The organism is Paenibacillus dendritiformis (assembly GCF_021654795.1).
Taxonomy (GTDB): Bacteria; Bacillota; Bacilli; order Paenibacillales; family Paenibacillaceae; genus Paenibacillus_B.
In genome coordinates this window covers 6,190,224-6,213,278 of sequence record NZ_AP025344.1, presented here as the reverse complement: position 1 = coordinate 6,213,278, position 23,055 = coordinate 6,190,224, and the positions used below count along the sequence as shown (strand labels likewise).

24 protein-coding genes are annotated in these 23,055 nt (G+C 55.2%); 16 read left to right on the top strand and 8 right to left on the bottom strand.

Annotation, left to right across the window (positions count from 1 at the left end; genetic code table 11):
* Positions 1–193: 193 nt before the first annotated feature.
* The 3 genes from L6439_RS27585 to L6439_RS27575 all read left to right on the top strand — a co-directional run bounded on the left by L6439_RS27585 (position 194) and on the right by L6439_RS27575 (position 2,413).
* Positions 194–934 (top strand): Bax inhibitor-1/YccA family protein, encoded by a 741-nt coding sequence (locus L6439_RS27585; RefSeq protein ID WP_168181841.1) that lies wholly within the window; start codon positions 194–196, stop codon positions 932–934.
* Positions 935–1,018: 84 nt separating this feature from the next.
* A complete protein-coding gene (locus tag L6439_RS27580; RefSeq protein ID WP_306434373.1) occupies positions 1,019–1,780 on the top strand; it encodes a lysoplasmalogenase in 762 nt (253 codons plus the stop codon).
* 291 nt (positions 1,781–2,071) lie between these two features.
* Positions 2,072–2,413: a zinc ribbon domain-containing protein YjdM gene (locus L6439_RS27575; RefSeq protein ID WP_168181840.1), complete on the top strand. Its 342-nt coding sequence runs from the start codon at positions 2,072–2,074 to the stop codon at positions 2,411–2,413.
* A gap of 190 nt (positions 2,414–2,603) precedes the next feature.
* Here L6439_RS27575 and L6439_RS27570 read toward each other — a convergent pair whose 3' ends face one another.
* Positions 2,604–2,948 carry a hypothetical protein gene (locus L6439_RS27570; protein ID WP_168181839.1) on the bottom strand — a complete coding sequence of 115 codons (345 nt, stop codon included), beginning with the start codon at positions 2,946–2,948 and terminating at the stop codon, positions 2,604–2,606.
* 158 nt (positions 2,949–3,106) lie between these two features.
* Here L6439_RS27570 and L6439_RS27565 point away from each other — a divergent pair, with 158 nt between their 5' ends.
* The 6 genes from L6439_RS27565 to L6439_RS27540 all read left to right on the top strand — a co-directional run bounded on the left by L6439_RS27565 (position 3,107) and on the right by L6439_RS27540 (position 8,193).
* A complete protein-coding gene (locus L6439_RS27565) occupies positions 3,107–3,460 on the top strand; it encodes a helix-turn-helix domain-containing protein (RefSeq protein WP_237096671.1) in 354 nt (117 codons plus the stop codon).
* Between the two features lie 202 nt (positions 3,461–3,662).
* Positions 3,663–4,553, top strand: a complete 891-nt coding sequence (locus L6439_RS27560) for an NUDIX hydrolase (RefSeq protein WP_213471018.1) — start codon at positions 3,663–3,665, stop codon at positions 4,551–4,553.
* Entirely contained in the window at positions 4,553–5,113 is a 561-nt protein-coding gene (locus L6439_RS27555) for a riboflavin biosynthesis intermediates N-glycosidase (RefSeq protein ID WP_213471016.1), read from the top strand. The genes L6439_RS27560 and L6439_RS27555 overlap by 1 nt, the downstream gene beginning before the upstream one ends.
* 1 nt (position 5,114) lies before the next feature.
* Entirely contained in the window at positions 5,115–5,948 is an 834-nt protein-coding gene (locus tag L6439_RS27550) for a TIGR02452 family protein (protein WP_168181836.1), read from the top strand.
* Positions 5,949–5,979: 31 nt separating this feature from the next.
* Positions 5,980–7,155, top strand: a complete 1,176-nt coding sequence (locus L6439_RS27545) for a DUF4272 domain-containing protein (protein ID WP_213471014.1) — start codon at positions 5,980–5,982, stop codon at positions 7,153–7,155.
* Positions 7,156–7,356: 201 nt separating this feature from the next.
* Positions 7,357–8,193: a YitT family protein gene (locus tag L6439_RS27540; RefSeq protein WP_168181834.1), complete on the top strand. Its 837-nt coding sequence runs from the start codon at positions 7,357–7,359 to the stop codon at positions 8,191–8,193.
* On the opposite strand, the gene L6439_RS27535 is transcribed toward L6439_RS27540, so the two are convergent.
* Positions 8,142–8,585 carry a polysaccharide deacetylase family protein gene (locus L6439_RS27535; RefSeq protein ID WP_213471012.1) on the bottom strand — a complete coding sequence of 148 codons (444 nt, stop codon included), beginning with the start codon at positions 8,583–8,585 and terminating at the stop codon, positions 8,142–8,144. The genes L6439_RS27540 and L6439_RS27535 overlap by 52 nt on opposite strands.
* Positions 8,586–8,804: 219 nt before the next feature.
* Here L6439_RS27535 and L6439_RS27530 point away from each other — a divergent pair, with 219 nt between their 5' ends.
* From L6439_RS27530 to L6439_RS27510, 5 genes are all read left to right on the top strand, one after another.
* Positions 8,805–9,050 carry a helix-turn-helix domain-containing protein gene (locus L6439_RS27530; RefSeq protein WP_168181833.1) on the top strand — a complete coding sequence of 82 codons (246 nt, stop codon included), beginning with the start codon at positions 8,805–8,807 and terminating at the stop codon, positions 9,048–9,050.
* Positions 9,050–9,568, top strand: coding sequence for a peptide deformylase (gene def / locus L6439_RS27525; protein WP_213471010.1), 519 nt, complete (start codon positions 9,050–9,052; stop codon positions 9,566–9,568). The genes L6439_RS27530 and def overlap by 1 nt, the downstream gene beginning before the upstream one ends.
* 190 nt (positions 9,569–9,758) lie before the next feature.
* Complete coding sequence (locus L6439_RS27520; protein ID WP_168181831.1) at positions 9,759–11,177, top strand: alanine/glycine:cation symporter family protein; 1,419 nt, start codon at positions 9,759–9,761, stop codon at positions 11,175–11,177.
* A 198-nt stretch (positions 11,178–11,375) separates the two neighbouring features.
* Positions 11,376–13,178, top strand: coding sequence for an RCC1 domain-containing protein (locus tag L6439_RS27515; RefSeq protein ID WP_213471008.1), 1,803 nt, complete (start codon positions 11,376–11,378; stop codon positions 13,176–13,178).
* 33 nt (positions 13,179–13,211) lie between these two features.
* Positions 13,212–13,952, top strand: a complete 741-nt coding sequence (locus L6439_RS27510; RefSeq protein ID WP_213471007.1) for an NAD-dependent deacylase — start codon at positions 13,212–13,214, stop codon at positions 13,950–13,952.
* Between the two features lie 60 nt (positions 13,953–14,012).
* Here L6439_RS27510 and L6439_RS27505 read toward each other — a convergent pair whose 3' ends face one another.
* The 4 genes from L6439_RS27505 to L6439_RS27490 form a co-directional block, all read right to left on the bottom strand.
* Positions 14,013–15,020, bottom strand: coding sequence for a FecCD family ABC transporter permease (locus L6439_RS27505; protein WP_213471005.1), 1,008 nt, complete (start codon positions 15,018–15,020; stop codon positions 14,013–14,015).
* Complete coding sequence (locus tag L6439_RS27500) at positions 15,017–16,027, bottom strand: FecCD family ABC transporter permease (protein WP_213471003.1); 1,011 nt, start codon at positions 16,025–16,027, stop codon at positions 15,017–15,019. The genes L6439_RS27505 and L6439_RS27500 overlap by 4 nt, the downstream gene beginning before the upstream one ends.
* A 68-nt stretch (positions 16,028–16,095) precedes the next feature.
* On the bottom strand, positions 16,096–17,031 hold the full coding sequence (locus tag L6439_RS27495) for an iron-hydroxamate ABC transporter substrate-binding protein (RefSeq protein ID WP_213471002.1): 936 nt from the start codon (positions 17,029–17,031) through the stop codon (positions 16,096–16,098).
* Between the two features lie 18 nt (positions 17,032–17,049).
* Entirely contained in the window at positions 17,050–17,838 is a 789-nt protein-coding gene (locus L6439_RS27490; protein ID WP_168181825.1) for an ABC transporter ATP-binding protein, read from the bottom strand.
* A 189-nt stretch (positions 17,839–18,027) separates the two neighbouring features.
* Here L6439_RS27490 and L6439_RS27485 point away from each other — a divergent pair, with 189 nt between their 5' ends.
* A complete protein-coding gene (locus L6439_RS27485) occupies positions 18,028–19,080 on the top strand; it encodes an NAD(P)/FAD-dependent oxidoreductase (protein ID WP_213471000.1) in 1,053 nt (350 codons plus the stop codon).
* Between the two features lie 432 nt (positions 19,081–19,512).
* Here L6439_RS27485 and L6439_RS27480 read toward each other — a convergent pair whose 3' ends face one another.
* A complete protein-coding gene (locus L6439_RS27480) occupies positions 19,513–20,757 on the bottom strand; it encodes an MFS transporter (RefSeq protein ID WP_213470999.1) in 1,245 nt (414 codons plus the stop codon).
* 76 nt (positions 20,758–20,833) lie between these two features.
* Positions 20,834–21,262 (bottom strand): MarR family winged helix-turn-helix transcriptional regulator, encoded by a 429-nt coding sequence (locus L6439_RS27475; RefSeq protein ID WP_213470998.1) that lies wholly within the window; start codon positions 21,260–21,262, stop codon positions 20,834–20,836.
* Between the two features lie 260 nt (positions 21,263–21,522).
* Here L6439_RS27475 and L6439_RS27470 point away from each other — a divergent pair, with 260 nt between their 5' ends.
* Positions 21,523–22,731: an MFS transporter gene (locus L6439_RS27470; RefSeq protein ID WP_213471038.1), complete on the top strand. Its 1,209-nt coding sequence runs from the start codon at positions 21,523–21,525 to the stop codon at positions 22,729–22,731.
* Positions 22,732–23,055 lie beyond the last annotated feature (324 nt).

The window sequence follows — 23,055 nt, the reverse complement described above, 5'->3', positions numbered from 1 at the left end:
GGCTTTATTGTAGTTCTGAACAGGGGGACAGAACATTCACAACTGTAAAGAGATTTGGATGACAGGTGTCATATTGCGCGATTCGGGGGTTCATTTCGCGGGGTTCATTGCATCCTGTCTCACAATCAAGGTGGAGGAATATATTAACATATGCTAATATAGGGATAAATACATAGTGGGAGGTTCTTTTATTTTGATTGGTCGCAGCGGAAATCCGACGCTCAACGAAAACACGTTTGAGAATAGCGGACATTACAATGGACAAGAGACGATGACGATCGGCGGGACGGTGAACAAATCGTTCATGACGCTGGCGCTGCTCGTGGCGGCAGCCGTGATCTCTTGGACTATGTTCTTCAATGGGTACGAAATGTTGCCTTATATGGTAGGCGGAGCGATTGGCGGCTTGATTCTGGCGCTGATTATCAGCTTCAAGCCTTCGACGGCGCCGATTTTGACGCCTGTCTATGCCATTGCGGAAGGGTTGTTCCTTGGCGCGCTGTCAGCCAAGTACGAATCATTGTACTACGGCATTACTCTCCAGGCGGCTTTGCTGACGATGTGCGTGTTCATGGGCATGCTGCTTGCCTACAAGACGGGCCTAATCAAGGCGTCGGCAGGCTTCAAGCGCGGCGTATTCGCCGCGACGGCAGGAATCGCGATTGTCTATCTGCTCAGCTTTGTGCTGCGGATGTTTGGCGTCACGGTGCCTTATTTGCATGACAGCACCCCGATCGGCATCGGGATATCGGTCGTTATCGTCATTATCGCAGCCCTGAACTTCGTGCTGGACTTTAACTTCATCGAAGAAGGAGCGCAGCAGGGCGCGCCGAAATATATGGAGTGGTACGGGGCATTCGGCTTGCTCGTGACCCTCGTATGGCTGTACATCGAGATTGTCCGGCTCCTGGCCAAGCTGGCGAACCGGGATTAATCGAATCGAACAGGTTAACGAGATGCGGAGTGTCTTTGTTGAGGCACTCCGTTTTTTTGTGCCCATGGCGGGAGGCGGCTTGCCATGAAGACATGTGCCGCAGGCATGCGGAATAGGATATACGGAATCGCTTTTCCATGGAATATCGTCATGAAGGGAGAGGTTCCTGTGGTGAAGTATAGGCTGCCCGCACTTATCGTTGTCATGGGTATCCTTTATATTTTCGTGATTCCTGGCGAGCCGGAAGCCGTCAAGATTCTGTTCAAATTAATTCCGATGTGGCTGATTATCGCTTACGGCTATCTTCACATGCCTTCCAGCCGTCAGAGATGCCATTGGATGATCGGACTCGGGCTGTTTTTCTGCATGCTGGGCGACGGACTGTTGGTCTGGTTCACGGTTGGCCTGTTTGCGTTCCTCATCGGACATTTGTTCTATGTGACCGCTTTTATAAGCAGATGGCGCTTCTCCGTCATTCGCTTCTTCATGCTCATTCCCATCCTGGCCTATGCTTCGTTCATGAGCTGGCATCTGATTGAAGCGCTGATTCGCGCCGATAATTACGTCTTGGCTGCATCGGTGCTTTTCTATATTATCGTCATTTCCTTCATGGCTTGGTCCGCGATCATGACCGGAAATAAGCCGGCGACGGCCGGCGCTTTGCTGTTTGCGGCATCGGACTCCATTTTGGCGTGGGATAGATTTGTATCCGAGGTCGTCTTCGCAGGGCCGTTGATTATGATAACGTATTACGCGGCCCAATTCCTGATTGCCTCCAGCCTGAGAACGATCGCGGAAGACCACCGCAGCGCCGCCATCTGCACAGCCGACCGTGTAGAAAACTAAGGGCCTGTTGTCACGTTTTTTCCGACTCCATCGGACCGTATATTTTAATTTTATCAAAATGAGGATAAACGCTGGATTCGTTCTATGGATGATGCCTATTTCGAGTTGATTGCGCCGAACTGGTAAAGCCGGTTTCCGGTTGAAGAGTACGATTCTAATCCGATTATGCACCGTGCAAGGAAGCCGCCCATGGTTCGGTCAGGGTGGTTTTGCACCTCTATTCAATTTGCCAATATGAGAAATCTATGCCAGTATATAAACATATTAATAACGATTGGAGCTCATGTAATTATGTCTAATTTGCCGAACTGCCCACAGTGCAATTCTGAATATACCTACGAGGATGGACATCTGTTGGTCTGTCCGGAATGTGCGCATGAGTGGACGCCAGGGGCCGAAGCGGAAGCTAACGAGGATGGACGGGTCATCCGGGATGCCAATGGAAATGTCCTGAGCGATGGGGATTCCGTAACCGTGATTAAAGATTTGAAAGTCAAAGGAAGCTCATCCGTTGTGAAAATCGGAACAAAAGTAAAAAATATACGCTTGGTCGATGGAGACCATGATATTGAGTGCAAAATCGACGGCTTTGGAGCGATGAAGTTAAAATCGGAATTCGTGAAAAAGATCTAGAAGAAGCTCCGTTTCTTCGTCAATCTGCCGGTTGTAGAAGGAGCGAATCGGAGCTGCAGCGAGCGAAGGGCTGGCGAACCTATGACTTGGCTCCGGTTCGCGCTCGATTTCACGGAAGACGGGCTGAACGGCTTCGTGGAGGAATTTCCCGAGACTCGCTTGATTTCCCGGATGAGTGGCGAGGGCATCTTTATTCGATGGCATGCTGATAGTAATTCCAAGCTCTGCTGTCCTTATGCAGAGAATCTATCTTCCATACGAGCAATCTCCTGCTGGAACGGGGGCGATAATGAATAAAGCCGTCAACCGCTCCTCTCAGTAACGAATCCACCTGGGCAGCGTACAGATTAATATGAGCCTGGTAAGGAGTAGCGGCAATCATCTGTTGCATTTTATGATAGGAGAGAGAGTAAGCGTCCTCCTCACTTTCCTTCGGGCAATCTTCAAATAAATAGAAATGCGGTCGAACAAAGCTGCCTTGCAAATAAGGCAGCTTATTTTTATCGGGGCATACAGCGACATTAAAATAATGCATTCCCTTTCACCCTTCTTCGTCATCATGGGTTCCTATGCAGAAACATTACTAATCCCTAATCTTAGTGTATATATGAACAGATATCAAACAAATCATTTCTTTAATACTCTGTTTTCGGGTATGATGCTTCTCTAACCTGAAAGAGAGGTGGTAAACCGTTGTTGTTGAAGTTGATTGGCGAGAGATTACGGTATTTGAGAAAGCGAAATAACCTTACGCAAGAAGAATTAGCGGAAAAAGCAGGACTCAATTCCTCCTATATAGGCTCTGTCGAGCGGGGAGATCGCAATATTTCGATAGAAACGTTGGAGAAGCTGATCCATGGTCTCAATGTAACGCCTGCGGAAATGTTTCAATTGCACGAGATAGACGTGTTATCTTCCAATTTGGAAGATGCGCATTTGCTTGAAATCGTAAATTCATTACTTTATAACCGGACCTTGGAAGAAAAGAAACTGATCTATCGCATTATTAAAGATGTTTTGGAAACGCTGGATTCGAAAGCGCAATGAAAGATTGCCTGCACAGGAACATAGCTTTCGCAATCCTTCCCCCTTGCCTTAGGCTCATATGAAACCACGCATTGTTCTCCGTTGTGATGGAGACGGCTTGTTTTTCAACCGAACCGCGACAACCTTGACAAAGCGCGCCCCGTCGCGTATCGTGTTAGTATCAGTTAGATAATATCAAATAGATACGAACAGGTGATGAACAATGGAGCTGCGGGATCGCAACGGGCTGACGGAACGGGAGTTCCTGGAGCAATACCGCGCGGGGGATTATGAGCGCCCGTCGGTCGCTACGGATATGGTCATCTTCACGGTGACGGATACGGCGGAGGAGAATTACCGCAAGCTCCCGGAGAAGGAGCTGCGCATCCTGCTTATTCAGCGCGGCGGGCATCCTTATCTGGGGCAGTGGGCGCTGCCGGGCGGGTTCGTACGGCCCGCGGAGACGACGGAGCAGGCGGCGCAGCGGGAGCTGCGGGAGGAGACGGGCGTGGACAACGTCTACCTGGAGCAATTGTATACGTTCAGCGAGCCCGGCCGCGACCCGCGGACGTGGGTGATGAGCTGCTCGTATATGGCGCTCATCGACAGCAGCCAGGTCCAGGTGGAAGCGGGAGACGACGCCGACAACGCCGCCTGGTTCCAGGTCTCTTACCGGCTGCTGCGGGAGTCGAAGGAGCTGCTGGAGGCCGGCTACGTCAAGACGCGGCAGTACGAGTTAAGGCTGGTCAACGGAGACGACGCTTTGACCGCCGTCGTGGAACGGAAGATCACGTCGACGGATACGGTCTATGCCACCGAATATGCCATCGTCTCCAATGAAGGGCTGGCCTTCGACCATGCGAAGATTATCGCGTGCGCCATCGAGCGGCTGCGGGGGAAGGTGGAGTATACGGACATTGCGCTGCATCTGATGCCGAAGCTGTTCACCTTGACGGAATTGCAGCAAGTATACGAGGTCATTCTCGACCGTGAGCTGCTGAAGGCCGCATTCCGGAGGAAGGTGGCCCAACTCGTCGAGGAGACGGATCACTATACGGAGAATGCCGGTCACCGCCCGTCGCGGCTGTACCGGAGAAGCTGGGAGTCGATATGATGATCTACAACATTGAAACGCTGCGGAAGGCTTATAACGCAGGGCAGAAATTCAAATATGTGTTCTTCTGGGGACATACGCCGCCGGCAGACGGCAGCGTCAACCAGAGCTGCTTCAGCCAATGGTGGATGAGCGAATTCACCGTCGGCGGCGAGCGCTATTCCTGCGCGGAACAGTATATGATGGCGGAGAAGGCGCGCCTGTTCGGGGACGAGGAGATGAAGGCGGCGATTATGAACGCGAAGCATCCGAAAGAGATGAAAGCTTACGGCCGCGCCGTGAAAAACTTCGACAAGGACATATGGGAGCGCAACTGCTATGAGATCGTGAAGCGGGGCAACGCGGCCAAGTTTTCGCAAAATCCGGAGCTGTGGAATTTTCTGAAAACGACGAAAAACCGGATCATCGTGGAAGCAAGCCCGCGCGACCGCATCTGGGGAATCGGGATGGGAAAGAGCAATCCGGATGCGGAGAATCCGATGAAATGGCGGGGCCGCAACGGGCTGGGCTTCGCATTGACCGAGATCCGGGATCAGCTCTTGGCACAAGAAGGGGAGTAGCATGAAACGAAAGGGAATCGCACAAGATACGCTGCGCTATATGCGGCAAGGATATTATGAAATGAACGGGCGGCGGATTGATTTCGCCGCGGCCCAGCAATATTCGGAGGACAACAGCGCGCTCATTACCCCCGAAGAGGGGGCCGGGCTGGTGAGGAACGGTACGCCGCCTTCCGCCGGGAAGCCGGCGGTGCAAACGGTTATCAACGAGGCGACGGTGCAGGCTGTTCTTGATTTCGCCCGGGCCGGCGCCGAACGGGTCGGCGTGCTCAACTTCGCCAGCGCCAAAAATCCGGGCGGGGGCTTCCTGAACGGGGCGATGGCGCAGGAGGAGAGCCTCGCCGCATCAAGCGGCCTGTACGCCACGCAGCTTCGCCATGAGGGCTATTATCGGGCCAACCGGGCCTGCAAATCGATGATGTATACCGACCATGCCATCTACTCGCCGGACGTGGTGTTTTTCCGCGACAAGCGGTTCGAGCTGCTGGAGCAGCCGGTGACCGCCTCGGTGTTGACGCTGCCGGCAGTGAATTACGGGCAGGTGCTGCTCAAGGGCGAGGATCCGGAGCAAGCGCAGCGGGTCATGCGAGACCGCATGCGGCTCGCGCTGGCGATCTTCGCCGATCGGGGGGACCGCAATCTAGTCTTGGGCGCCTACGGGTGCGGCGTGTTCCGCAATGATCCGGAGCTGGTCGCCGCCTGGTGGCACGAACTGCTCATGAACGAAGGCTACGGACGGTTCTTCGAGCGTATTGTGTACGCCGTAATGGATAGATCCAAGGACGGAAAATGCATTCGTGCGTTTGACAGCCGCTTCGGAAGTCAAGTAGGCTAGCAATATATGCATTCCGGGGAGGTCATGGAGCTTGAAATATTTCAGCATATTTGCTTCCAAGAACGATATCGAGGATATCGGGGGCAAGATAGCGGACGTGTTCGCGTCAAGCTATAGGATCGAACAGAGTGGCAATGATTATATCATCCAATCCAACTCGCTGTTCAAAAAGGACAAGATGACGATTCGGGTGTTGACCGAGGAGACCAATCCCGATTATTTCGAAGCCAACATACCCGGGATGATGGGCTTTTATGATCGCATTTCTTTTGCCGATGAGAAACGGAAGGAGATGGTCCTTGCGCAGATCTCCGTGTTCAATACGCTGCTTGCGATCCAAGCGGAGAAGGAACTGAACGAAGGCCACCTGCAATTATGCACGGCGCTGATGTCCGCCATCGATGGCATCGGGTTCCTGGAGGACGGGACGCTTCTCGATAGCGACGGGCAAGCGATTGTCTACCCCGACGGAACGTCGGGACCGGCCGACTTCACTCCCCGGGCCTGCACCGACAAAGTGATGGGGCAGGAGATGACCTCCGAGGAAGGCGAGCGGAGAAAGCGCGCGTCCATCGCCTATATCCAGGAGCGCGGCATTCCCGTTCTGGAGACCTTGCCCCAGCTCCCGCCCGTGGCGGCCTGTCAGTGGAAAACGCAAGAGGACATCGCGGGAAGAGCGGTCGCTCTATTAATCGTGATCCAGTATGCTTGCGATGTGACTCAAGGCGGAGATTTGGAAGAATCGAAGGAATTCGTCATGCGCATGCTGGGTAAATTCGATGTGGAGGATCAACTGACGGAGAAGGAGCGCAAGCTGCTGCAGGATGCCGAACCGGCGGAGCAAGAGGCGGTTAATATTGTGTGGCAGTACGAAGCGTACTGGCCCCTTCTCTGGGCGCTAGGTCTGGTGGATTCACTCGACTTCCCCGATCAGATTTGCGACTGCGAGTATGCGATTGAGGCCGTGTCCCGCTGCGACTCGTTCGAGGAATTCTATGGGAAGACCGCCCTGCGCAGCCGGGAAGAAATCATGGATGAAGCCGACAAAATCTACCGGCTGCATTGGGCATGCGTCGATAGCCGGATTCATGGGAAGGAATCCCCGGCCGGCATGAATGAAAGCATCGTCATGGAAAGACGCAGAGGCTTGTTCTGGATGGTCGGCTGCGACGAGGAAGATTGGGATCATATCCCGATGGATACATAGACCGCGGATCCCTATCATGATGAATAGAACTGCCGCATAGGGTTTTAACAAGAGGCACCGGCGTGAAGTCAGGTGCTTTTTTGCTGCGGATCGCATACCGGACTCCCTTTTTTTGATAAAATATACGGGGATACGGGCTTGCGCGCGTATATCGGATTAGCTGCCGCGATCACGACAAGCGTTGCGGGAAAGGATCGGATTATGAAAAAACGTTGCATCGATATTTTTGTCATTATGGCGGGGGCATTCATTTTTGCGCTGGCCATCAATTTGTTCGTCATTCCGAACGAGCTCGGCGAAGGCGGGGTGACGGGGGTCACCATCATACTGTACTACCTGTTCCAATGGTCTCCGGGGCTCGTCAGCTTCATTCTGAACTCCATTCTGCTCATCGTCGGGTATAAATTCCTGGACAAAAATACGACCGTATATACAATCATCGCCGTCGTGTTCAACTCGTTGTTCCTGCATTTGACCCAGGATTGGCGCATTGAATCGAATGAGCTGATCATTAACACGATATTCGGGGGAGTCTTTACGGGCGTAGGGATCGGCTTGATTATCCGAGTCGGGGGCACGACTGCGGGAACCACCATCTTGGCCCGGATCATGAACAAGTATCTGGACTGGAACGTGAGCTATGCGCTGTTATTCTTCGATCTGATCGTCGCTTTTTCCTCTTACTTCATTATTGGCGCGGAGAGTCTCATGTTCACCATTGTGATGCTCTATATCGGGACGAAGGTGATGGACTTCATCATTGAAGGCGTCAATCCGAAGAAAGCCGTGACGATCGTGTCCAAGGAGCACGACAAAATCGCGGAGCAGGTCAATGTGGTCATGGACCGTGGGGTGACCGTCTTATATGGTCATGGGCATTACACGAAAATGCCGAAGGAGATTCTGTATATCGTCATCAGCAAGCAGGAAGTGAGCACGCTCAAAAAGATCGTAAAAGCGATTGATAAAGACGCTTTTATCACGATTCATGATGTGCGGGACGTGTTCGGCGAAGGGTTCGTCGATATCTCGAAATAACCGCCCGGGCACGAAAATATCCCCATTCTCCGAACTGCTAAGGGGGAGGATGGGGATGGCAGCGGGCCGCTTGAGGACCGGGTCCACAATATCGATCGAGAAGTCCGAATCCGGCCGCCCACGCCGAACAGCTTGGCGCTATCGACCCGAACCCCGGCGGCGCTTAGTCTGGGCTGCAGCAGCGCCTCATCGGCACGGCTGGCGACAATGCGCGTCAGACATGGCAGCTTGTCCAGCTCGGACATGTCGGAGAGGCTCCGCAGCAGCTTGTCATCGGCGAGATGCGTTGAAGGCGAACCTGCCCGGCCGCCCACCTCAATTATCGCGTCGTCACGCGCCGCTTCCTTGAAGCGCTTCCGCCGTTCCTCGGGGAGTGCATCCATTCCACCCATACGCAATAAATATCTCCCGTCTTCGGCTTCATATCCGGTCATCGCCCTCCCGCGAACGATCCATGCCCCGGGAGATGCCGATTTATCACGGCAAAAAATGATTTTTATCATAGTTTCTGGACAATTTCTGATGACATCTTGCAAGCTATCGCATATATTAGGTAATACCTAATAAATTTAGCCACAAGCTAAATTTCCGGAAATAGGAGGATCATTCATATGCTCGTATGGATGCTGCGCAAGGTGATGGCGGAGAGGGGAATATGGTCGGGGGCGGCATTGTCCCGCTTGCTGCGCGAGAGAGCGAATTATATTTTGTCCGCGCCGTCGATAAGCGCATTGATGAACGGGCAGCCGCGGCAAATGAAGGCCGAGACGCTGGACGCCTTGTGCACGGCGCTGGATTGCACGCCCAATGATTTGTGGGCGCATACGCCACCAATGAAGAAGGAAGGAGTGAAGTGATGGCGGAACGTGCAATATTGCCTTTTGGGGACCCTATATTGCGGAAGGTGGCCAAGCCGGTGGAGGAACTGACGCCGCGAATCCTCAAGCTGTTGGATGATATGGCGGAGACGCTGTATGCCAGCGACGGGCGCGCCGGCCTCGCCGCGCCGCAGGTCGGGGTGCTGCGAAGAGCGATCGTGATGGATTGCGGCGAAGGCTTAATCGAGCTGATCAATCCCGAGATTGTGGAGCTAAGCGGGGAGCAGGACGGCGTGGAAGCCTGTTTGTCATTTCCCGGCTATTACGGACATGTGAAGAGGGCGAATGCGGTCACCGTGACAAGCCTGGACCGGGAAGGGAAGCCCTTCACGTTGAAGGGGGAAGGATATCTTGCGCGATGCATTCAGCATGAGATCGATCATTTAAATGGCGTGCTGTTCGTAGATCATGTGAAGGACAGATGGCTGTATCACGAGAAGACGAAGCAAAAAATAGCGCTGCTGGATGTGATTCGGTTAACCAATCAAGGGGTGTAGAATGCCAATTACTAGATTTTATTTACATATAATTCTCGTGAATGTATAATAAGTAAAACTCTTTTTATACGATAATCCCTAGGATTCTACCACCCGAACAGCTCGATTATGACGGGCCCATCATTTTACGTTTTCCAGATGCTGCAGCGGTTGATAACTTATGACGAACACAAGGAAGGTGGATAGAATTTTGGAGTTTATCTACGATATTATTTCTTTTAACAATACATTTTGGTCTTATGTACTGATTGTAATTTTGATCTCGGCAGGCTTGTACTTCACGTTCAGAACGAAGTTCGTCCAATTTAGAATGGCGGGCGAGATGGTACGCTTATTGGGTGAAGGCGCAAGCAGCTCCAAGAAAGGACAAGGCGGGGTATCCTCGTTCGGCGCATTTTGCATCAGCACGGCTTCCCGGGTAGGCACGGGGAACCTGGCGGGGGTAGCGCTCGCGATTGCCACGGGCGGCCCGGGAGCCGTCTTCTGGATGTGGCTTATCGCTTTGATTGGATCGGCTACCGCGTTCATCGAATCGACGCTGGCGCAAATCTATAAGGTAAAGGACAAGGGCGGCTTCCGCGGCGGACCGGCTTACTATATGGAGAAAGGGCTGAACAAACGCTGGATGGGCGTGCTGTTCGCCGTTCTCATCACGATATGCTACGGCCTTGTGTTCAACTCCGTGCAAGCGAACACGCTCTCCCTGGCCTTGGAAAGCGCCTATGGCATGGATCGCTTCTGGGTGGGGGTCGTTGTCGCTGCCCTCACCGGATTTGTCATTTTTGGCGGCGTGCAGCGAATCGTGAAGGCTTCCGAATATTTGGTGCCCGTTATGGCGGGCGGGTATGTGCTCCTTGCCCTCTATATTGTGGTTACCAATCTGTCGGAGCTTCCTGCGGTGATCGGACTCATTGTCCGGAGCGCATTTGGCTTCGAGCAGGTGGCCGGCGGCGGATTGGGCGCTGCGATTATGATGGGGATTAAGCGGGGGCTGTTCTCCAATGAAGCGGGAATGGGAAGCGCTCCGAATGCTGCGGCCGCGGCCGATGTCACTCATCCGGCGAAGCAGGGCTTGGTTCAAGCTCTGGGCGTGTTTGTGGACACGCTGTTGGTCTGCAGCGCAACCGCTTTTATCGTTCTGTTCTCCAGCGCGTACGGCGCTGAAGATCTGACGGGTATTGAGCTTGTTCAGGCCGCGTTGGCCAATCATATCGGCAGCTGGGCCGTTAGCTTCATCGCGATTGCCGTGTTCCTTCTCGCCTTCAGTTCACTCGTGGGCAACTATTATTACGGGGAGACGAATATTGAGTTCATCAAGAGCAGTAAAACATGGCTGTTCCTTTATCGTCTTTCCGTGGTGGGCATGGTTCTGTTCGGGTCTGTTGCCAAGGTCGCGATCGTATGGGATTTGGCCGATCTGTTCATGGCGTTCATGGCGATTACGAACCTGATTGCCATTGTGTTGCTGAGCCGAATCGCGTTCGACGCGCTGAAGGATTACCAGGAGCAGAAGCGTCAGGGCCGCAACCCGGTCTTCCATCTCTCTCATTTCCAATCGCTACGCAATGTCGAATGCTGGGGAGAACCACACGAACCCGATCTCAAATAAGGTTTATAGTTCAGTTTGAAGAAGGCGGAGCCGTGAATGCGGCTCCGTTTTTTTTGCTGCCCTCGTTCCCCGCCTCGTTTTTTGATTTCCATCGTATGGATTGGATTCCAATGAGTTGAAGAGTATTGTATAGTAAAAAGTACGGGTCGCGAGGGTCCATGGCACTACGTCTTACATACACATGGAAGGGGATGCAAAATGGGCATATATCGGAAGGAATCCGGTCATCGGCCTGTAAAAAAAGCGGGGAAGCGAATCGATGTCATGGTGAAGGCGGTTCTCATTGCGGCGGTCGTCATGCTGGCGGCATTTCCTTACGGCCATCCGTCGCCAGTGCAGGCGGAAGCGAAGACACTCACGATTCAGCATGCGCTGCACAACCAAAAAAAGCTGGCTGCGGCCAACGCACATTATATGGCGGTGAATAGCGACGGTTCGGTAAAGACATGGGGCCAACGGCTCAAGGGCGAGCCGTCGGTTCCGAAGAAGCTGCGTGATGTCGTGGCCGTTACTTCATCGCGTAACGCGGCGTTCGCGCTCAAAAAAGACGGCACGATCGCGCAATGGGGTTCGGGTTCGGGTCTCCATTCCTCGCACAGCGGCACAGACTTGTCCAAAATAAAGGATGCGGTGTCGATATCGGCCAATCTGGGGACCTTGTTCATCGTCCACCGGAACGGCAAGGTAAGCTACTACCACCATATCAATGACGGAGGAAACGGGAAGCTCTCCATTCCGGCCGGATTGAAGAATGTGGTGGATGTGTCTTCGGGACCGTATCATGTGCTTGCCTTGAAAAAGGACGGAACGGTTGCGGCATGGGGGAAGAATTATGAAGGAATGGCCAAGGTGCCGCCAGGACTGAACAACGTAGCGGCGGTGGCGGCAGGAAGCAGCGTGTCCGCCGCGCTTCGGAAGGACGGCACGGCGGTAGCGTGGGGCAACGGATTTCCGAAGGGGAAGATCCATGAAGCGCCCTATCGGGACATCGTAGGCCTGTCTGCAGGCTTCAGCGAGATTTATTTGCTGCGGGCCGACGGTTCATTGGCGGTATGGAGAGAACAAACGATTTCCCCAATCGCAGGTCTGCCGAAGCTAATGGCGATCTCGGTTCAGGGCGAAGACGGGCTGCTCGGCATGACCATGGACGGATCGGTCATGGAGTTGGATGTTCCGCGGCAGGTGCAGCTTCCGGATCATTCCGCGATCGGGATTGTCTCGCTCTCCTCCAATTATGCGGAGTATGCCGTGGTTCATCAGGACGGTACGCTATCGACGTGGTCACGGTACCTGGCGTCGGAATCGGGCAAGATTCCGGCCGCAGCGACCGATATTGGGGCGATATCGCTCTCCTCGAACAAGCATGCCTTGGCTCTGAAGCGGGACGGCACGGTGGTCTCCTGGGGCAGTAATGAACAAGGAGAAGCTACTGTGCCCGCCGGCCTGAACGATGTTATGGCGGTGGCTGCCGGCTATCAATATTCTCTTGCCTTGCGGAAGGACGGTACAGTCGCCGCGTGGGGGAGCGACAAATTCAATGATATCACCGGAGCGGCAGGGCTGACCGATGTCGCCGCCATTGCCGCCGGAGCGCCGAATCTGGCCCTGAAGCGAGACGGGACCGTTGTAGCCTGGGGATATGCCGCGCACAAGTTTCCAGAGGGGATTCCCGCATCCGTCGCGATAGCGAATGCCGGCGGTTCGTTCTCGGCCGCATTGCATGAGGACGGTTCGATTACGGTATGGGATGATTCCCGTAATATCGTAACAATCAATGACTTCCGGGATCGGGAGCAGGAGGTAATATCGATCCATCTGGGGAATGGAGGCGAGCTGTGGGTGCTGTTGAAGGATGGTTCGGCCGTTGCGTTTCATTGTTCTACCGGCGCTGAGCTGCAGCGCATCGGCAAGGATATCCATCTGGTCCAGGTGTCCGGCGATATCGGAATTCGGAGCAACGGGGAACTGGTTCCGCTGGAACCTTATTTGAATGGACGATAACTCCGTGCTTCTGTATGCGGAAGGAGGCTTCTTATGCTTGCCAACTGGCTGAACGAATCGGCGTCGACGGTCGTATTTTCGGGAGCGGGCCTGTCGACCGAGAGCGGACTGCAGGATTTCCGGTCTGCGGACAGAGGGATGTGGAACGATCGGGACCCGATGGCATTGGCTAGCCTGGACGCGATGGAGGAGAACCATGATGAATTCGCCCGGTTCTACCGGTGGCGCATCGGAGAGATGCGGAAGCACGGGCCGAATCCGGGGCATCGGATATTGGCCGATTGGGAGCGAAGAGGCATCATCCGCGGCGTCATCACGCAGAACGTGGAAAATTATCACGAGCAGGCCGGGACATCGGCCATCGCGAAGCTGCACGGCGACCTGGGCACCCTCCGGTGCATGACGTGCCATGCACAGTATCCCTGCACCGATTATGTGGAGCCGAAGCGGTTGACCCGCTGCGCCAGGAACGGCTGCGGCGGGCGGGTGCGCCCGAATGTGGTGCTGTTCGGGGAATGGCTGCCGGAGCGGGAGCTTGTCCGGGCCGATGCGATGCTCGACGGCGTGGAGCTGCTTCTCGTCCTCGGCTCCTCGCTGCAGGTCAGTCCGGCCAATCAATTCCCGCGGCTGGCCAAGGAGCGCGGGGCGCGGCTCGTCATTGTGAACCGGGAGCCAACCCCTGCGGATGGGGCGGCCGATCTGATCATCCGCCATTCGATTGGCGAGGTGCTGCGATGCACGGACATGGAGCTGGCCCGGCTGTCGGACGGGTAGCGCCACTGCACAGAGAATCCCTTGAGCATCCGAACTCAAGGGATTTTTGGGCTGAACCTTTTATTTTTTCAGCAACAAATAGATGAAATACGGCGCGCCGATGAAGGCGACCATAATCCCAGCGGCGATGCCGTCGGGATCGGCCAGCTGGCGGCCGATTGTATCGGCAACCAGCAGCAGCCAGCCGCCCATCAGAATGGCGACGGGGAGGAAGAGCTGATGCCGCGGGCTGACCATCGCTTTGGCGATATGCGGCGCCATCAGGCCGATGAAGGCGATGCCGCCGGTGACAGACACCGCCGAAGCGGCCAGCGCGACCGCGGCGAACAGGAGGACGAGCCGCTCTTTGTTCAGCGGCATCCCGAGCCCGATGGCGACAGGCTCGCTAAGCGCAAGCACATTCAGGCGGTTGGCCTTGTACAGCGTGAACGGAACCAGGACCAGCAGCCAGGGGAGAAGCGCCCCGATGAACGGCCAGTCCGTACCCCATATATTCCCCGCGAGCCATTTGGCGATAAAGTCGACCTTGGCGCGCTCCGCCGAGGAGATCAGGACGATCATGACCCCGGACAGCGCCATGGAGAAGCCGACGCCGGTGAGGACGAGGCGGATCGGCTGCAAGCCCTGCTGTCTCTTGTAAGAGAACAGATAGATGCAGCAGGCGGTAAGCAGCGCGCCCGCGAAGGCGACCAGCGGGAGCAAGTAGACGAACGATCCGGCATTCACCGGAAAGAATAAAAAGAACACAACCACACCTACGCCGGCGCCCGAGTTGATGCCGACGATGCCGGGATCGGCCAGATCATTGCGCGTGATCCCTTGCAATATCGCGCCGGACAGCGCCAGACCCATCCCGGCCAACAGCGTGATCAGAATGCGCGGCAGACGAACGGAAAATAAGACAAACTCCTCTTTGAAGCTGCCTTGCCCCAGAATCGTCGGGATCAACCGCTCGTAGGACAGCGAGGCGTAGCCCATCCCCATGCCGATAACGATCGTGATGACAATAAGAGCCAGCAGGCCCGATACGATAAGGCGCTGTCTAAGGCGCAGAGCAGGTTCGATCATGAGAATGCCTTCCCTCCCTTGTGCACGATGAACAGGAAGAAGGGCAGGCCGACGATGGCGATAATCGCGGCGACCGGCGTCTCATACGGCGCATGAATGGTTCGTCCCAACGTATCGGCCAGCAGCATGAAGGATGAACCCATGATCGCCGACATCGGCAGCACATAACGGTAATCGGTCCCGACGATGGCCCGGACGATATGAGGGATCATCAGGCCGATGAAGGTCACATTGCCGACCAGTGCGACGGAGGCCCCGGCGAGCAATACGATGACGGTGAACAGGAGCGCCTTGATTCGGTTCGTCTTCTGCCCCAGGCCGACCGCCACCTCCTCATTCAAGCTGAGAATGGTAAGCTGTCTGGCCAGCAGCAGGGCAATCACAATGCCGAGGGCAATGAACGGCCCCACCGCTTGCAGCTGCACCCAGGACATGCCGATCAAGCCGCCGGCGGTCCAGATCGATACATCCTTCGATATTTTGAAATAAAGGGCCACGCCTTCGGCAATCGCGTACAGCAGCGCGGAGACGGCCGCGCCGGCCAGCACCATCCGCAGGGGGGAGAAGCCGCCCCTGCGCAAGGCTGCGATCCCGAATACCAATCCGGCTCCCGCCGCCGCTCCGAGGAAGCAAGCCGCCGCCATTCCCAAGTAACCGGCTCCCGGGAACAGTGCGATGGCGATGGCCAGGGCGGCATTGGCGCCGGCCGTCAGCCCGAGCAGACCGGGATCGGCCAGCGGATTCCTCGTCATGCCCTGCATTATGGCGCCGGCGACGGCTAAGGCCCCGCCGACGGCGACCGCCGCGATCTCCCGCGGCAGCCGGATCTCCCGAATCAGCGCAATATGCTCATCCGCGGCGCGGGACGTCAGGGCGAGCCAGACATCGTGAAGCGTCGTGTCGGCCGCGCCGAACCGCATCGCGACCAGGAACATTGCGGCGAAGAACAGCAATCCGGCCAGCCATTTGCAGGTAAAGGGAAGAGTGCGTTTCGTTTCCTTCATCATCGTTCTCTCATCTTTTCTGTAATAGATTCATGGTAAAAGATGCACGGAGCATCGCCTTTTTCTCCGTACTATTGCCCAAGGAAGCTCTTGCGGAAGAAGTCCAATTGGAAATCAAGCGTCAACGGGTCGTTGAAATAAAATTCCTTCGCATTGACCTCGAACAGCCGGTTGTTCTTTACCGCAGGAATATTTTTGTACGTATCCGTGTTCTGGTATGAATTGTCGGCATCGCTGTTCTTGCTCAGAATGACATAGTCGCCCGCAAATTCGGGCAGCACTTCCAGCGACACGGCATAATAACCGTCCTTGAGCGCCATTTCCTTCACCTTGTCCGGCATATTCAGATGCATCGCCTGGTACAGGATCTCGGTGCCGCGCCCCCAGTTATCGCCGAAGACATACAATTGCTTGTCGAACTTCTCAAGGACAGAGACCGTGGCATCCTTGCCGATCTTCGCCTGAATCTCTTCGCCCGCCTGCTGCGCCCGCTTTTTGAAATCGTCCACCCAATCCCGGGCTTCCTTCTCCTTGTTCAGCAGCTTGCCGATCTCGATATGCTGGGTCAAATAATCCACTTTGCCATACGTGAAGGTGACCGTAGGAGCAATTTGCTTCAGCTTATCGACATTTTTGATCGTGGACAGGCCGATGATGAGATCGGGCTGCAGCTCGATGATTTTCTCCAGATTTTCATCGGATACTTCCTGAACGTCCTTCAATTTCTCCTCGAATCGCGGATTCATCTTCGACCAGGAGTCCACGCCGACGAGATTGACGTCCAGGGCCATCACATTGCCGGCGAAGCTGGACAAGACGACCACGCGCTCCGGATGAGCCGGCACCTCGACGGGGCCGTCCTCCGACTGATACGCGATCGTGCTTGAGCCGCTTGACTCCGGTTGCGCGTCCTTAGATACAGGGCTGCCGCTGTTATTTGAGCCGTTGCCGCAGGCGGTTGCCAGCAGCAGGCAGAATAGAATAAATGGAATAATCGCTTTTTTCATCGTAACGCTCTCCTTCTTTTACACGGTGGCCAGATTATAAGTGACGCACATCGGTTTGTCTGTTCGCGGATCGCGGCCGATCTCGGCATCGATATGGAACACTTGCTTCAGCACGTCGTGGTGCATGACCTCCTCGCAGTCTCCGGCCTTGACGATCCGGCCGTTCTTCATCGCTATCATATAGTCGGCGAAGCGGGCCGCCTGATTCAAGTCATGCAGCACCATGACGATGGTGCGCTCCTGCTCGCGGTTCAGTTTTTGGAGCAGCTCCAGCACCTCGAGCTGGTGCGCCATATCGAGATAGGTGGTCGGCTCATCGAGGAAAATAATATCCGTCTCTTGCGCCAAGGCCATCGCAATCCAGACGCGTTGGCGCTGGCCGCCGGAGAGCGCGTCGACCGTGCGGTGCTTGAATTCCTTCGTGCCGGTGACCTCCAGCGCCCAGTCGATGACGTCGAGGTCCTTTTTGGTGAGGCGCCCGAACCCTTTCTGGTACGGGAAGCGGCCATAGGAGACCAGCTCTCCGACCGTCAGTCCGCTTGCGCTCTCCGGCGATTGGGGCAGGATCGCCATCTTCTTCGCCAGCAGCTTCGTATTCTCGCTTGCGATATTTTTGCCGTCCAGAATGACGGAGCCCGATTGATGGGAAATGATGCGGGTGATCGCTTTCAGCAAGGTCGATTTCCCGCAGCCGTTCGAGCCGATAATAGTCGTAATTTTCTTGTCGGGAATCGTGACGCTCAGGTCTCTCACGATAAGACGTTCACCATACCCAATATTTAAGGCCTCGGTATATAGGCGAGCCATGATGCTACCTCCATAGAGTAAAATAGAATTATTATTGATAATGATTATCAGTATCGAACATGATCTTACTATAGATTGCCACCTTTTCAACTGTCAATAGTTTTTCGCTTGTATTGGGCAGGCAAGGTATGTATACTAATTGATAATGATAATCAATTACAATTAGAATATGATGCGGGAGTGAGCGGATTGACGCAGCACGAATGCTTTGATGTGACGATAATTGGCGGAGGCCCGGCAGGGCTGTTCTCGGCTTTCTATAGCGGGTTGCGGGAGATGAAGACGAAGCTGATCGAGTATCAGCCCCGCCTGGGCGGCAAGGTCCATGTCTACCCGGAGAAAATGATCTGGGATGTCGGCGGGGTCACGCCGGTTCCCGGGGCGCAATTAATTGAGCAGATGGTGAAGCAGGGCTTAACCTTCGATCCGGAAGTGGTGCTGAACGAGAAAATCATATCCATTTCCAAAAATGAAGACGGCCTATTCGTGCTTGATGCCGCTTCCGGCAGGAAGCATTATTCCAAGACGGTTATCGCCGCGATCGGCGGAGGGATCCTTACTCCACAGAAGCTGGAGATCGAGGGCGCCGAACGGTTCGAGGTATCGAATCTGAACTATACGGTCAAGTCGCTGCGGCATTTCAAGGACAAGACAGTCATCATCTCGGGCGGCGGGAACGCGGCGATCGATTGGGCCAATGAATTGGAGCCTATCGCGAAGAAGGTGTACCTGACCTACCGCAAGGAGGAGCTGTCAGGCCATGAAGCGCAGGTGACCCAACTGAAGAACAGCTCCGTGGAATGCTATTTCAACACGACGATAACGAGGCTGATTGCCAGCGCCAATCATGAAGTGATCGAACGGGTGGAACTGACCAACCATGCGACCGGAGAGACGACGAGTCTGGCCATCGATGAAGTGATTATCAATCACGGCTATGAGCGGGACAGCTCCCTGCTCGGAAAGAGCGAACTGAAGATTGAGATGGTGGACAATTTCTATGTCCAAGGCAATGCGAACAGCGAGTCCTCCATCCCGGGCCTGTATGCGGCAGGCGATATCTTGCACCATGAAGGGAAGCTGCATCTGATCGCGGGCGCCTTCCAGGATGCCGCCAACGCGGTGAACAAGGCCAAGCAGTTCATTCAGCCGGATGCGAACAGCTATGGGATGGTCTCCTCGCACAACGACTTGTTCAAGCAGCGCAATCGCGAGCTGGTGAAGCAGATGATCAATAACTAGACCCATTTCGGAATGTGAAAAAGGGGGTGTCCCACAAGTAGAATTTTCTACAGGGAGACAGCCCCTTGATTCTCCTCGACTCGCCGAAAAACTGCAATAATACACTTTTCCTTTATGACATGTACTCCGTTACAAGGAATCCTGCAAAACGGCATCAATTTCTGACTATCCCATCGATAAAAGACCAAAATCGATGAACATCATGTACTTTTGCAGGAATTTCATCAAATAGCGTCTTAAAGAGCAGAAATTGATGCATCCGCGCAGCATTTCACTGCTTCATCCATCTTCCACCGGTTTTGCGCGCCGCCGTTTTTCACGCATCCACATTCTCTGTTAACCCGTCATCTCCATCATTTTGCAGTGCCTGTGAGACAATCCCTTTTTTCCGTGAGGGGCATCGATGCCCGGCAGGCCGGGCACCACGGGCCGTTACCGGTGCTCGTGCAGCGCCGCGGCCTGGCCTTGCCGCGCAGGCTCCCGGAACGGCAGCAGCCATCTGGCGGCCAGAAGAAGGAGGACGGCGGCGGCGCACCAGTAGATGGCGGAGGTGCCGACGATGTCGTCCAGCGTATAGGCGATGGACGGGCCCAGCGAGGCGCCGAGGTCGGTCGCTACCGTATAGCTGGTCATGACGGCCAGCCTCGATGCATGCGTGGACGCATTGGAAGCCATCGCGTCCACTATCGTGCTGACGGCGGTGATGCCGAGCTGCACCCCCAGAAGCAGCACGAGCCAGAGGGCGAACGGCATCCGGAAGGGCACGATGACGAGCAAGCAGGCGACGCACGCCAGCAAGACGGCGAACAGGCGGCCCTGATCTTGGGCGGCATCGTATTGGCGCCCAATCCAGGGCGACAGCCATGGCTGCAACCCCCAGCGCAGCGCTTGCAGGATGCCGGCCAGCGAGGCGGCGCCGATCGTGAACGTCCACAGGTTCACATACGTCGCTTCATGCACTTGAATGAGCCGGCTTAACGTCGAATTGAACATGCCCTGGAACACCATCGCGGAGAGCAGGCCGGCGATCAGCGTCCAGACGACCAGCGGCTCCTGCCAAGGCTTGACGGCCGGTGTCCCGTCTATTGGGGAAGCGCTGTCATTCAATTCCGTCCTGCTCGGCGCAACATGCTTCAGCACGAACGGCACGGCCAGCAAGGCGGCCAGTCCGAAGGCAAGCGTGACATTTCGGATGCCGAACCATTCGACGGCGAACGAGCCGGCCAGCATGCCAACCAGGCTGCCGAGGCCGATCAATCCATTGAAGGTGCCCATGAAATGTCCCCGATTCGTTTTGTCCGACAGCTCGATAATCGTGAAATAGCCTCCCAGCCGCAGAAAGCTCCAAGCCACCCCCCATACCGAACGCATCAGAAATAGGATCCAGAAGCCCCCAGCCAACCCGTAGGATGCCGTCGTCACGGAGGCAAGCAAGACGGCGAGCAGGATGCCCGCCCGCTTGGACATGTTGCGGTAGAGCCAGCCAATCAGCGGGTTGAGCGGAAGCCGCACCAGCCGATTGACAGACAGCAGGATGCCGACCTCCCACAAGGAAGAGAGCCCGAACTCCTGCCAACGAATCGGCAGCACGACATAGAGCATCGAATCCCCGAGCAGACATACCGCTGTTATGAGAGAAATCATGATGACGGGTTGCTTGTTCTTGGCCGTCTTCACGGGTGCAGGTACCCCCTTCGGCATGGATTGAGAGAGAATGGATGTTCAAGCACAAGAGGATGTCAGCCCCGGACTGTCACCCATCCTGCAGGGAATGGTTCAGCTTTACGAGCAATCGGTGCAGCGTGTGACACTCCTCCGGAGACCATTCCTGCAAAAAACGGGTAAGCCGTTCCACCCGAATGCGCCTCGTACGTTCAAATTCGTGAATGCCCGCTTCCGTAATCTCGAAAAAACTGGAGCGGCCATCCGCCGGATCGGGCAGGCGCCGGATATATCCCTTGGCTTCCAATCCCGCGGTCTGACGGCTGATCGTGGAGATATCGAGCCGGAAATGATCCGCCAGCGCCTTGACGCCGAGCGGGCCGCGGGTAGACAGCTCATGAAGGAGCAGATAGGCGGATCGTTCCAATATTTTCAATTTTTTATCAATACCAGAGGAAGTGGCGTGGCGAACGAGTGTGGAGAGCTGAAAGTAGATCTCGGCCAACTGCTTCTCTTCCATCGGTTTCTCACCCTTTCGCATGCAAGCTTCTACCTGCTACTTTACTTGATTCATGCAACCAATTCAACTTGACCCATCACGGTTTTCGACGAGCGATATTGACAGGATGCGAAGAAGTTGTATAATACAAGTAGATTATAGTTGTATCATACAACTAGATTGTCCGTCACAAAAAGCCTGGCAGAGGACGGACTTTTTTGTGCCTGCCGTCAGGCAGGGAACGCATGGTCCGTTCAATATGAGGATGGAGGTTGGAGAGGTTGGTATCTTCGGGGACTCAATATGAGGAGTTGCAGAAGCGAGCCGGTACGTTCAGCCAGCCGCTGTCCGTATGGGTCGTTGCTTTTGCCTGTGTGATTTCATTTATGGGGATCGGGCTCGTCGATCCGATTCTGCCCGCGATTGCGGCCAAGATGGAGGCGACGCCTAGCCAGGTGTCGCTCCTGTTCACCAGCTATAATCTGGTGACCGGGATTGCGATGCTGATTACGGGGTTCGTGTCCAGCCGCTTGGGAACGAAGTGGACCTTGATTGCGGGCGTTTTTCTTATCATTGTTTTCTCCGCGTGCGCGGGCATGTCCCATACGATTAACGCGATCGTGTGGCTGCGCGGAGGGTGGGGTCTGGGGAACTCGCTCTTCCTCGCGACGGCCTTGTCCGCTATCGTCGGCTTATCGACGTCCGGGACGGCCCGAGCGATTATATTTTACGAAGCCGCGCTTGGCCTCGGAATCGCCGTCGGTCCCCTGCTCGGCGGCGAGCTTGGCTCGATATCGTGGCGCGGGCCCTTCTTCGGCGTCAGCGTGCTGATGGGCGTCGCTTTTTTATTCCTGCTCTTTATTATGCCCAATGTGGCCAGACCGAAGGTGCCGAGCAAGCTGTCGGCTCCGTTCAAGGCGTTGGGCTATCCCGGATTGCTGACGCTGGGCGTCGTGGCCTTCCTGTACAATTTCGGATTTTTTACGCTGATGGCCTATTCGCCGTACGTGATGGAGCTGAATGAGCGCGGACTCGGCTACGTCTTCTTCGGATGGGGCTTGCTGCTGGCGTTCACTTCGGTGTTTGTCGCGCCCCGGCTGCATGGGCGGTTCGGTTCGGTCGCCTCGATTATGACCGTGCTGACGTTGTTCGCCGTCATCCTGTTCATGATGGGGATCGGGGTGAAGACGCCGTCCGTCGTCATTGCCTGCGTCGTCGTGTCCGGTATTTTCCTCGGCATTAACAACACGCTCATTACGACGGCCGTGATGGAGTCGGCGCCGGTCGAACGGTCGGTCGCTTCCGCTGCCTACAGCTTCGTCCGCTTTATGGGGGGCGCCATCTCCCCTTGGCTCGCCGGGAAGCTGGCCGAATGGTTCAACCCGATGGTGCCGTTCGTGTTCGGCGCCTACATGGTGCTGCTCGGCGTGCTGTTCCTGGCCGCCAGACGGAAGCATCTGGCCGGCATCGATTCCGCCATCTCGCATTGACGGCCGTATAGGAGACGTTAAGGGGCTGTCCCATGAGCAGTTTTTTAGCTACACGGAGACAACCCCACTTGCTTCTCCCAGCTCGACTTGTCCAAAAAAACTGCGAAATTACAGTTTCCCCTTGTGAAGTTTTCCTCGGTTAAAGGAATTCCTGCAAAACCGCAGGAATTTCAGCTATGCCAATGGATCGAAAGCGAAAATCGGCGAAATTGATGCACTTTTGCAGGAATGGCATCAGATCGCCGCTAAAATCGCGTAAATTCCTGCACATATGCAGGATTCGCCCCCTCAATGATTTATGGACGAATTCGCCCCGTAGCGGCG